This window comes from Microbacterium sp. UBA3394 (genome assembly GCF_002358725.1).
GTDB classification, from domain to species: Bacteria; Actinomycetota; Actinomycetes; order Actinomycetales; family Microbacteriaceae; genus Microbacterium; species Microbacterium luteum.
Genome location: NZ_DEPK01000180.1, coordinates 4,713 through 15,245, shown reverse-complemented (window position 1 = coordinate 15,245; position 10,533 = coordinate 4,713). Strand labels below are relative to the sequence as shown.

General features: G+C 69.8%; 14 protein-coding genes. 5 read left to right on the top strand and 9 right to left on the bottom strand.

Annotated features, from left to right (window positions below):
• The 4 genes from B4E30_RS10740 to thyX all read right to left on the bottom strand — a co-directional run.
• Positions 1-1,088, bottom strand: a 1,088-nt coding sequence (locus tag B4E30_RS10740; RefSeq protein ID WP_286795287.1) for a ribonuclease J, incomplete at its 3' end; no start/stop codon positions are given.
• A complete protein-coding gene (dapA, locus tag B4E30_RS10735) occupies positions 1,085-2,062 on the bottom strand; it encodes a 4-hydroxy-tetrahydrodipicolinate synthase (protein WP_286795286.1) in 978 nt (325 codons plus the stop codon). The genes dapA and B4E30_RS10740, both read right to left, overlap by 4 nt.
• Before the next feature lie 30 nt (positions 2,063-2,092).
• Positions 2,093-2,854 carry an SDR family NAD(P)-dependent oxidoreductase gene (locus B4E30_RS10730; protein ID WP_286795285.1) on the bottom strand — a complete coding sequence of 254 codons (762 nt, stop codon included), beginning with the start codon at positions 2,852-2,854 and terminating at the stop codon, positions 2,093-2,095.
• Between the two features lie 2 nt (positions 2,855-2,856).
• Positions 2,857-3,555: an FAD-dependent thymidylate synthase gene (gene thyX / locus B4E30_RS10725; RefSeq protein WP_286795294.1), complete on the bottom strand. Its 699-nt coding sequence runs from the start codon at positions 3,553-3,555 to the stop codon at positions 2,857-2,859.
• Positions 3,556-3,693: 138 nt separating this feature from the next.
• On the opposite strand from thyX, the gene B4E30_RS10720 reads away from it, so the two are divergent.
• The 4 genes from B4E30_RS10720 to B4E30_RS10705 all read left to right on the top strand — a co-directional run bounded on the left by B4E30_RS10720 (position 3,694) and on the right by B4E30_RS10705 (position 6,137).
• Entirely contained in the window at positions 3,694-4,131 is a 438-nt protein-coding gene (locus B4E30_RS10720) for a TlpA family protein disulfide reductase (RefSeq protein ID WP_286795293.1), read from the top strand.
• The gene (locus B4E30_RS10715) at positions 4,124-4,690 is read left to right on the top strand and encodes a DUF4395 domain-containing protein (RefSeq protein WP_286795284.1); all 567 of its coding nucleotides are present in this window, start codon (positions 4,124-4,126) and stop codon (positions 4,688-4,690) included. Before B4E30_RS10720 ends, B4E30_RS10715 begins: the two co-directional genes overlap by 8 nt.
• A gap of 114 nt (positions 4,691-4,804) precedes the next feature.
• Positions 4,805-5,230 (top strand): OsmC family peroxiredoxin, encoded by a 426-nt coding sequence (locus B4E30_RS10710; RefSeq protein WP_194383388.1) that lies wholly within the window; start codon positions 4,805-4,807, stop codon positions 5,228-5,230.
• A complete protein-coding gene (locus tag B4E30_RS10705) occupies positions 5,223-6,137 on the top strand; it encodes a TIGR01777 family oxidoreductase (RefSeq protein WP_286795283.1) in 915 nt (304 codons plus the stop codon). The genes B4E30_RS10710 and B4E30_RS10705 overlap by 8 nt, the downstream gene beginning before the upstream one ends.
• On the opposite strand, the gene B4E30_RS10700 is transcribed toward B4E30_RS10705, so the two are convergent.
• Complete coding sequence (locus B4E30_RS10700) at positions 6,134-6,580, bottom strand: hypothetical protein (protein WP_194383390.1); 447 nt, start codon at positions 6,578-6,580, stop codon at positions 6,134-6,136. The two genes, B4E30_RS10705 and B4E30_RS10700, sit on opposite strands and share 4 nt — an antisense overlap.
• The gene (gene dapB / locus B4E30_RS10695; protein WP_286795282.1) at positions 6,577-7,389 is read right to left on the bottom strand and encodes a 4-hydroxy-tetrahydrodipicolinate reductase; all 813 of its coding nucleotides are present in this window, start codon (positions 7,387-7,389) and stop codon (positions 6,577-6,579) included. The genes B4E30_RS10700 and dapB overlap by 4 nt, the downstream gene beginning before the upstream one ends.
• A gap of 61 nt (positions 7,390-7,450) precedes the next feature.
• Between dapB and B4E30_RS10690 the strand changes: the two genes are divergently transcribed.
• Positions 7,451-7,918: a GNAT family N-acetyltransferase gene (locus tag B4E30_RS10690; RefSeq protein WP_286795281.1), complete on the top strand. Its 468-nt coding sequence runs from the start codon at positions 7,451-7,453 to the stop codon at positions 7,916-7,918.
• A gap of 20 nt (positions 7,919-7,938) precedes the next feature.
• Here the strand turns inward: B4E30_RS10690 and B4E30_RS10685 are convergent, their stop codons facing one another.
• The 3 genes from B4E30_RS10685 to B4E30_RS10675 all read right to left on the bottom strand — a co-directional run.
• Entirely contained in the window at positions 7,939-8,541 is a 603-nt protein-coding gene (locus B4E30_RS10685) for a histidine phosphatase family protein (RefSeq protein WP_071045692.1), read from the bottom strand.
• 110 nt (positions 8,542-8,651) lie between these two features.
• Complete coding sequence (locus tag B4E30_RS10680) at positions 8,652-9,650, bottom strand: aldo/keto reductase (RefSeq protein ID WP_194385524.1); 999 nt, start codon at positions 9,648-9,650, stop codon at positions 8,652-8,654.
• Positions 9,651-9,894: 244 nt separating this feature from the next.
• A partial coding sequence (locus B4E30_RS10675; protein WP_286795279.1) for a S1 RNA-binding domain-containing protein occupies positions 9,895-10,533 on the bottom strand: 639 nt, incomplete at its 5' end.

The window sequence follows — 10,533 nt, the reverse complement described above, 5'->3', positions numbered from 1 at the left end:
ACGTTGGTGCCGAGCTTGGTGAGACCGTCGATCACGCGGTACACGGCGTTCTCGTTGCCCGGGATGAGGCTGGAGGCGAGGATGACGGTGTCGCCGGGGCCGGGCTCGATCTCGTGGTCGAGGTTGGCCATGCGGCTGAGCACCGCCATCGGCTCACCCTGGGAACCGGTCGACATGTACACGATCCGGTCGTCCGGGAGATCGCGCGCCTTCTTGTAGTCGATGAGCACGCCGGAGGGCACCGTGAGATAGCCCAGCTTCTCGGCGATGGTCATGTTGCGCACCATGCTGCGTCCGAGGAGGGCGACGCGCCGGCCGTGGGCGTGGGCGGCATCCAGCACCTGCTGCACGCGGTGCACGTGGCTGGAGAAGCTCGCCACGATCACGCGGCGCGGCGCCTTGCCGATGACCTGGTCGAGGACCGGCCCGATCTCCCGCTCCAGCGGGGTGAACCCGGGCACGTCGGCATTCGTGGAATCGACCATGAACAGATCGATCCCCTCTTCGCCGATGCGTGCGAAGGAGCGCAGGTCGGTCAGGCGCCCGTCGAGCGGAAGCTGGTCCATCTTGAAGTCGCCCGTGGCCAGAACGGTGCCGGCGACCGTGCGGATGGCGACGGCGAGCGCATCCGGGATGGAGTGGTTGACGGCGATGAACTCGAGGTCGAACGGACCCACCTGCTCGCGCTGGCCCTCGGCGACCGTGAGGGTGTAGGGCTTGATGCGGTGCTCTTTGAGCTTCGCCTCCGTCAGCGCGAGGGTGAGCCCGGATCCGATGATCGGGATGTCTCCCTTGAGCTTCAGGAGATAGGGCACGGCGCCGATGTGGTCTTCGTGGCCGTGGGTGAGCACAACCCCGACGATGTCGTTCAGGCGCGACTTGATCGGCTCGAAGTCGGGCAGGATGAGGTCTACACCCGGCTGATGCTCCTCGGGGAACAGCACGCCGCAGTCGACGACGAGCAGCTTGCCGTCGATCTCGAAGACGGTCATGTTGCGACCGACCTCGCCGAGGCCCCCGAGCGGGATGACGCGGAGCGTGCCCTTCTCGAGTGCGGGCGGCATGGCGACCGACGTGGGAGGGGTCATCGGGTGGTCCCCGAGACCTTCGGGAGCGCTCCGCCGGCGGCGGCGTTGCGGTCGGGGCGGAAGTTGCGGAACTCCGCACCGTCGACTCCGCTCACCAGCGCGAGCTCGTCTTCGATCATGGCCGCCTCCCATTCCTCCGGGCCGACCAGCGGCAGGCGCACGCGAGGGCTGGAGATGCGGCCCAGGCCGTGCAGGATGTACTTCGCCGCGACGGTCCCGGGAACATGCGTCATCACCGCTCGCACGAGAGGCTCGAGGGTCTGATGCTGCGCCGTCGCGGTGGCGAGGTCGCCGGCGTTGACGGCATCGACGATTGCGCGGTAGGGCGCCGGAGCGATGTTGGCGGTGACCCCGATGAGTCCGCTGGCGCCGATCGACAGGTGCGGCAGGACATTGGCGTCGTCGCCCGAGAAGTACATCAGGTCGGTCTGATTGAGCACCCGGCTGACCTCGCTGAAGTCTCCCTTGGCGTCCTTCACGGCGAGGATGTTCGGGTGATTGGCCACGCGGAGGAGCGTCTCGTAGGCGATCGGCACGCCGGTGCGGCCCGGGATGTCGTAGAGGATGACGGGCAGATCGGTGGCGTCGGCGACGAGCCGGAAGTGGGTCAGAATGCCGGCCTGCGTGGGCTTGTTGTAGTACGGCGTGACGATCATGATGCCGTCGGCACCGGCCTTCTCGCTGGCCTTGTACAGCTCGATCGCGTGCGCCGTCTCGTTGGAGCCTCCGCCGGTGATGATCTTGGCTCGACCGGCCGCGACGTCTTTGCCGACCTCCACCAGACGCAGCTTCTCCGCGTCGGTGAGGGTCGAGGTCTCCCCCGTGGTGCCGGTCACGACGACGCCGTCCGCACCGGCGGACACGACGTCATCGATGTGCTTCTCCGTCGCCGGCCAGTCGACCTCTCCGTCGGCCGTCATCGGGGTGATGAGGGCCACGAGCACCTGGCCGAAGGGATTGGCGTCGAGCGTCATGCCTCCAGGCTATCGTCTCGCGGCGTCCGCTCAGCGACCGCGCGTGCCGACGCTCGCGCCCAGCGATGCCGGCAGGAGAGCAGCCACGCGCGCGAGCGCCCGATAGCGGAACGACGGAATAGAGACCCCTCGTCCCTTCGCGGCGGCGCGCAGTGACGCGGTGACGACCTCACGCGCGTCCAGCCACATCCACCCGGGCACGCCCTCGCGCCCGGGAGCCAGCCCCATCCGCTCGTGGAAGCCGGTGTGCGTGAAGCCCGGGCACACCGCGGTCACGGTCACGCCACGTGCCGCGTAGGCGGCGTTCGCCCAGCGGCTGAAGTCCACCAGCCAGCGCTTGCACGCCCCGTAGGTCGACCGCGGCAGATAGGCGGCGACGGATGCGACGTTGACGATGCGGCCGTGACCGCGCGCGAGCATGCCCTCCAGAGCGGCGTGGCACAGACGAAGCGGCGCTTCGACGTGGACGCGCAGATGATCGACCTCGCGTGCGACGTCGTTCGCCGCGAAGTCGAGAGGGAGACCGAAACCGGCGTTGTTGACCAGGAGCTCGACCGGCGCATCGGCGGCCGTGAGCCGCGCGACGACCCGATCCACCTCGTCGGAGACGGCGAGGTCGGCGCTGATCACCTCCACCTCCACGCGGTGGCAGGCACGGATGGCTTCGGCGACCGCGTCGAGCGCCTCGAGATCCCGCGCGACGAGCACGAGGTCGGCGCCGCGCGCCGCGAGCTGGCGCGCGTATTCCGCACCGAGTCCCGAGCTTGCTCCGGTGATCAGCGCCGTGACCATGGTTACGGCGCCACGCGTCCGTTGGCGTTGAACGACGCGTGGGTCAGCGGCATGAGCTCTCGCCACTGCGCCTCCATCTGCTCGGCGCACATCTCGATCTCCCGCTGGGGGAACGACGGGAAGTGCGTGCCCTCGACCTTGGTGCGCAGCGAGAGGAAATTCATCAGCGCACGGGCGTTCATCGTCACGTACATCGACGAGTAGATGTTCAGCGGGAGCACGATGCGCGCCACCTCGCGGGCCACCCCAGCGTCCAGCATGCGCTGATACGCCTCGAACGCCTGCACACTCGCTGCACGCGTGGCCTCGTCGACAAGGGCGAACTGCTCGTCGTCGCCGGGAAGGAACTCATACGCTCCCGGCCGGCCGACCTGCACCAGGTTGCGCTCGCGAGCAGGCACATAGAAAACGGGCCGCAGCTCGCGGTAGCGTCCGGACTCCTCGTTGTACGACGCGATGCGATGCCGCATGAACTCGCGGAAGACGAAGATGGGTGCCTGCACGTAGAAGGTCATGGAATTGTGCTCGAACGGGGAGCCGTGCCGATCCCTCATCAGGAAGTTCACGAGACCCCGGTCACGACCCGAGGCCTCCTCGCCGCCCTGCGCGGACTCGAGCGTCTGCTCACCCTGCGTCGACACGCGTGCCGCGAACAGAACGTCGGAATCCGAGGCGCTCGATCTGACGAGATCGACGGTCATGTCACTGCGGAACTGGATGTCGGCGTCGGTCACGGTGCCACCCTACCCGCGCCGCGCCGGGTCGCCGTGTTACGACGGTGGTCGCGTTCGCACCGGATTCGGCCGCCCGCGGCGCGCGAACGTCTAGCCTTGTCGGTTGTGGACATCCTGGCCTCCCTCCTCGGCGTCGCCGTGCTGATCGCCGTCACCGCCGGCATCGGACTGCTCGTGCGCGCCCGCCAAGGTCGTCTCCGTCGCGGCGTCGCACACGAGGTCATCCAGCCGCGGCGCCTGGGGGCCGACAGCCTCGGCGAGCGCGCGACGCTGCTGCAGTTCAGCACCGAGCTGTGCGCCAAGTGCCCCGGCGTGCACCGCACGCTCTCGCAGATCGCCGAATCGCGCGACGGCGTCCGCCACCTCGACATCGACCTCACCCACCGTCCGGACATCGCCAAGCACTTCCACGTGCTGCAGACGCCGACGACGCTCATCCTGGACGCCCGCGGCGCCGTGCAGTCGCGCGTGGGCGGCGTGCCGAACCGTCACATGCTCGAGCTGGAGCTGGCGCGCCTGACGGGGAGCAGCGCCCATGTCTGACACCGGCATCGACCCGCGCGGCCCTCGTTTCGCCGCCGCCATCACCTCGCTTCTGCTGCTGATCGACGTCTTCCTCGCGTTGACGGGACTCGCGACGCAGCGAGCCGGCGAATGGTTCGCCTATCAGCCCCTGGCCGCGGCGGCGTCCACGCCCGGCGCAGGGTGGGCGATTCAGGAGGCGAGCATCGCGCAGCGCGCTCTGGACCCGGCGTTCCTCCTGCTGAGCGTGATCGCCCTTCTCTTCCTGTGGGGCGTGATCGTGCCGCGCACCGCGCCGTGGAGCGTGCTGTTCCGACGCGTGATCGCGCCGCGTCTGCCGAAGCCCACCGAACGCGAGGACCCGCGCCCGCCGCGCTTCGCCCAGGGCGTCGGCCTCTTCGTCTCGGTCATCGGTCTCGCGCTGCACCTCGCCGGTGTGCCGTGGGCACTCCCCGTTGCCGCATCGCTCGCGTTCGCGGCCGCTTTCCTCAACGCCGTCTTCGGGCTGTGCCTCGGCTGCCAGCTCTACCTCGTGCTCGAGCGGGCGGGCGTCGTGGGGCGCGAGCGCCCCGCGGTCTGACCGACCCGCCGCACGCCAGCTGTCAAGCCGTCGCGGACGGCTGAGCGCCCCGTTAGGCTGACGGCGTCCGCCACCGGCGGATCATCCGTCACCGCCACGAGGAACAGGGGCATCATGACCGTCACGAGCGAAGCGACCACCGCCTGGAAAGGCTCCCTCACCGACGGCGAAGGCACCGTCTCGCTGGTGTCTTCCGGGGCTGCTTCCCTTCCGGTGAACTGGAAGGCGCGCAGCGAGGGATCCACGTCGACCACCACGCCGGAGGAGCTCATCGCCGCCGCGCACGCTTCGTGCTTCAGCATGGCGCTCTCCCACGCACTCGCCGGGAACGGCACCCCTCCGGAATCGGTCGACACGACCGCATCGGTCACGTTCCAGCCCGGCACCGGCATCACCGGCAGCCACCTCAACGTCAACGCGGTCGTGCCCGGACTGGATGCGGACGCCTTCGCCCGCATCGCCGAGGAGGCGAAGACCGGATGCCCCGTGTCACAGGCCCTCGCAGGGATCGACATCACGCTCGAGGCGACGCTTGCCTGATTCCTCACCGGGTCGCATCGTCATCGGCGGCGCGAGCGGACTGATCGGGCGAGCGCTCGTCGCCGGCCTGCGCGCCGACGGCCACGAGGTCGTCCGCCTCGTGCGTCGCACCGCCACGGCTCCCGACGAGGTGGAATGGCTCACGGACACGCGCCCGCTCGATCCCGACGTGCTCGCCGGCGCTCGCGCCGTGGTCGGCCTCGGTGGCGCGAGCATCGGACGCTTTCCGTGGACGCGGTCGTACCGCAGCACTCTGCTCTGGTCGCGGATCACCCCGACCCGGGCCCTGGCCCGAGCCGTGCGAGAGCTCGGCGACGACGCCCCCGCGTTCCTGTCGGCCTCCGCCGTCGGGTACTACGGAGCGTTTCCGCCGGGCGACGTCGACGAGACGGCGCAACGAGGGGAGGGTTTCCTCGCGGATGTATGCGGCGAGTGGGAGCACGCCGCACTCGGAGCCGGTGAGCACGCCCGCGTGTCGCTGCTGCGCACGGCGCCCGTCGTGCACCCGGAGGGCGTCCTGAAGCCGCTCATGCTCCTGACCCGCCTCGGCTTTTCCGGTCCGATCGGTCGCGGGACGCAGGTATGGCCGTGGATATCACTGCAGGACGAGGTGCGCGCCATCCGCCACATCCTCGACACCGGGATTCTCGGCCCGGTCAACCTCACGGGCCCGACCCGAGCGACCGCGAACGACCTGGGCTTCGCCCTCGCGGTGCGTATGAATCGTCCGTATCTGCTCCGGGCACCGGCCTGGGCGCTGCGCGCCGCACTCGGCCGCGATGCGGTGGAGGCGCTGCTCACAACCGACGCGAACGTCGTTCCGGCCGCTCTGGAGGCATCCGGCTTCTCCTTCACCCATTCGACGGTCGAAGCCGCTGTCGCAGCCGCCCTGGCGGAGGCTGACTAGCGCCGGCTGTCCGCCTCGAGCGTGATGGCCCGTCGCACAGCCTCCCGGGCGCGCCGCCGGTCCCCCGACGCGTCATAAGCCAGCCCGAGGCGGTACCACGCGCGCCAATCGTCCGGGCTGGCCGTCACCTCGTCCCGATATCGCGGGAAGACGGCATCGGCATCCTCGCGCAGCACACGACCGCTCGGTCGCACCCCCACCGCATCCTCGGGGAGGTCGTGTTCGGCTTCGAGCCGCAGACCGAGCTGCTGGGCACGCCATCCGAACCACAGTTCGCGTCCGAGCGCCCACACCGCCACCACGGGCAGGACGATCAGCGCCACGCCCATCGTGATGCCGACGGGATCGCCGGTGCCGAGCAGCAGCACCGCGCGCCATCCGACGAGCGCGATGTAGAGCGCCAGCAGGACCGCCATGACGGCGACCCCGATCTTGACGCTCATGCTCCGGTTGTGCGCGCCACCTGGCCGGGCACTCCACCCTCGTCGACCGGGGGCCCGCCACCGGAATGGGGGGTGCGGATGCCGATGTCGAGGAAGCTGTCGAGGCCGATCACGACGCCCCGGCTCACGATCGCGTTCTGGAGGGCCAGGCGGATGCCGGGGGCGTAGGCGCGTGCCGGCTCGATCGTGTCGTGGGTGATCGTCAGCGACTCCCCCGGGCCGGAGAGCACGACGTCCTGCTTGGCCACTACACCGGGGCGACGCAGCGAGTGGATCGGGACGCTCGCCACCCGCTGCCCGCGGGCGCGCTGATCGACGTGCGGGGACTCGACCGGGCCCACCGCACTCCGCGCCGCCGCGACGAGCTCGGCCGTGCGCACGGCGGTGCCGCTCGGTGAGTCGACCTTGGACTCCCGGTGCGCCTCGACGATCTCGATCGAGGGGAAGAAGGGTGCCGCGGCGCTGGCGATAGCCGATCCGATGACGGAGCCGAGCGAGAAGTTGGGGATGAACACGGCGCCGGTGCCCGCCGCATCCACAAGGGGCCGCACGAGGGCGATGCGCTCGGCGGACCACCCCGACGTGCCCACGAGCACGTTGATCCCGCGTTCGACGGCCGCGCGCACCACGTCGATCGACACCGCCGGGGTGGACGCATCGACGACGAGGTCGGCGCCGTCGATCTCGTCGATGTCGGAGCGGGAGGTCAGCACGGCGTGCTCGACATACGCGTCGTCGGCGTTCACGATGTCGCGGATGATGCCGCCCAGCTTGCCGGTCCCGCCCACGATGGCCACGCGCGTCGTCATGTCTCCACCGTAGCCCGCCCGCACCTCCCGGGCGCGCACGTGCACCGACTACTCTTCAGGGATGCTCCGCATCACCGCCGAACCGGTCGGCTCCGAGGTGTCGCGCATGCTGCTCTCGGAATACTTCGACGCGCGCGCGGCATCCTTCCCGTCTCGCACCTACACCCGCTCGTCGCCGGACGCCGCGATGTTCACGCCGCCGGCGGGTGTCTTCGTCGTGGCTGCGGACGAGGACCACCCGGTCGGCTGCGGCGGCATCCGCCGGCTGCTAGCGCAGGACGACGCGACGCGCTACGAGGTCAAGCATCTCTACCTCCGTCCCGAGACCCGGGGCCGAGGGTGGGGCCGGGCGCTGATGGAGGATCTCGAGCGTCGCGCACGTGCGTTCGGCGCAGATGAGCTGGTCCTCGATACTCATCACACCCTGGATGCCGCCGCCGGGCTCTACGCCGCCACCGGGTTCTCCGCCATCCCGGCCTACAACGACAACCCCAACGCGACGCGCTGGTACGGCAAGACGTTGTCCTGACGGCGAGCCACCCCGCGCCCTCAGACGGGATGGGTCTCGGGGAGGCCGGTGCGCAGCTCGACCGGAAGGTGGGCGAGGTCGTTGTGGGTCAGCAGCATCCACGGGCGGCCCTGCTTCTGAGCGATCACCGTCAGACCGCAATGGGCCTGATTGAGGGTCATCCACTTCCACTCCGGAGCCTGCAGGATCTCCCGCACGAACCACGCGATGACGGTGTTGTGGGTGATGATCAGCTCGTGGACGTCGCCGCTTCGACGGCGAAGGAATTCACTCACGGCGTCCGCCATCTGGGCTCGCCCGGCGTCGATCTCCGCGTCGGTCACGCCGCCGAAGAAGGGTTCGAAGACCGCGGGCGTGTCGGGAGTCATGCCCGTCGGCACGCAGTCGAACAGGAGGGCCGAGGGCTGCGGCGACAGCGAGGGCATGCGCTCGGCGAACGCACGCGCGGTCTCACTCGCACGCTCTAGGGGCGAATGCCACACGCTGTCGAACGGCACTCCCGAGAGCCGGTCCGCGAGGGCCGCTGCCTGTCGACGACCGCGCGGTGACAGCGGTCCGTCGACCAGTCCGTGCTCGGCATCCTGGTGCTCGCCATGTCGCACGAGGTAGATGTAGTGCGTCACGTCACTCGCTCCATCGGGATGTCATCAAGCGCCCCTTCGGGCGCCCTTCCACCCTATGTCACGGCCTCTTCGCCCTCGCCCGCCGGGCGGCGCGTCGGTGATGCCGATCGTCAATCGGCGGCGCGGGCGATCTCTGCCAACTGGGCCCGGCTGAGATGCACGCCCACGCCCTGCATGAGCTCCTCGACGTGCTGCGCCGCATACGCGTTGACGATCGGCGCGCTCACCAGCTTCTGCGCGAGCAGCCACGCGACGGCCACGGCGGCATCCGGAACGCCCAACTCCGCCCCCACCACGTCGAGCGCGCGGAGCGTGCGCGTTCCACGACGGTTCAGACTCGCCGCCAGCTGCGCACCGCGCACCGACAGCGCCCCCTTGGACCGGGTGCGGTGACGGCCGGCGAGGAATCCGTGCTCGAGCGCGTGAGACGGCGTGACCGCCAATTGCTGCGCCCCGGCGATCAGCCGCAGGTCTTCGTCGAACTCGTGGCGGCGGAGGATGTTGAAGGGCACGTCGAGCACGTTCAGCCGCGGGAAGCCGGCGGACGCGAGGATGCGCGCCTCGATGAGCTGCGTCGCGGTGTAGCCGATCGCGCCGAGCGCACGCGCCTTGCCGGTGTCGACGAGCCACTCGGCGGTCGCCAGCGTGTCTTCGAGCGCGGTCGCCGAGTCGGCGGTCGCGTCGAGGTAGATCAGATCGATGCGGTCCGTGCGCAGCCGGCCGAGCGAGGACTCCACCGCGCGGACGAGGTCGACCGGCCCGAGCCCGGGGTTATCGGGATGGCCGCCGATGCGGACCGCCAGCACCATGTCGTCACGCAGGCCGCGGGAGTGCATCCACTGGCCGATGATGTGCTCGCTGCGTCCTCCGGAGAAACTGTCGGCCGTGTGCACGGCGTTCCCGCCGAGCTCCGCGTACGCATCGAGGATGTCGTGGCTCGACTCGAGATCGACGTTCCACCCGAACTCGGATCCGCCGAGAATGAGCGGGAAGATCTCGAGACCGGTCTCACCGAGCCTCTCCCGGACCCCGGTCGCGACCCCCGGTCCCTGCACCGGGATCGGCGCGGACGGGTGGTGTCCGCGGGATGTGTGGGAGCCGGCGGCCATCGCCGCAGCGTTTCCCCCGAAACCCGCGTTCGCTCCGCTCACCGACATCCCACACCCCCTCGCGAATCTCGAGGCGGGCACCCGCCCCTCGCGCCCCCCGGCACGTGATTCGAGGGTACGGCAGCGGCGCGTGCGATCGTTGCTCCCAGGCGACGTGGCGGTGAACTATACATAACGCTTTCATCACGGTCAATGGCGAATGCCCGCCCCCGGACGGGGACGGGCATTCGCTGCGGGAAGCGGGTCAGCCTTCGGCGGGAGCCTCCGGGCCGGGGTTGGCCGCGGCGCGGCCTTCCTGGTCGGCGTCCTCGAGAACCGGCTCGAGCGACAGCTTGCCGCGGTCATCGACCTTGGTGATGCGCACGAGGAGCTTCTGCCCCACCGACACGACATCCTCGACGTTCTCCACGCGCTTGCCACCGGCGAGCTTGCGAACCTCGCTGACGTGCAGCAGTCCGTCCTTGCCGGGCAGAAGCGAGATGAACGCACCGAAGGTCGCGATCTTCACGACCGTACCCAGGAACTGGTCGCCCACCTCGGGGTTGGTCGGGTTGGCGATCGCGTTCACCTGTGCACGCGCGGCTTCGGCCGACGGACCGTCGGTCGCGCCGATGTAGACGGTGCCGTCCTCCTCGATCGAGATCTGTGCGCCGGTCTCGTCCTGGATCGAATTGATCGTCTTGCCCTTCGGGCCGATCAGCTCACCGATCTTGTCGACCGGGATCTGCACGCTGATGACGCGCGGCGCCGTCGGCGCCATCTCGTCGGGAGCGTCGATCGCGCTGTTCAGCACGTTCAGGATCGTCAGACGCGCATCCTTCGCCTGGGTGAGCGCCGCCGAGAGCACCGACGACGGGATGCCGTCGAGCTTCGTGTCGAGCTG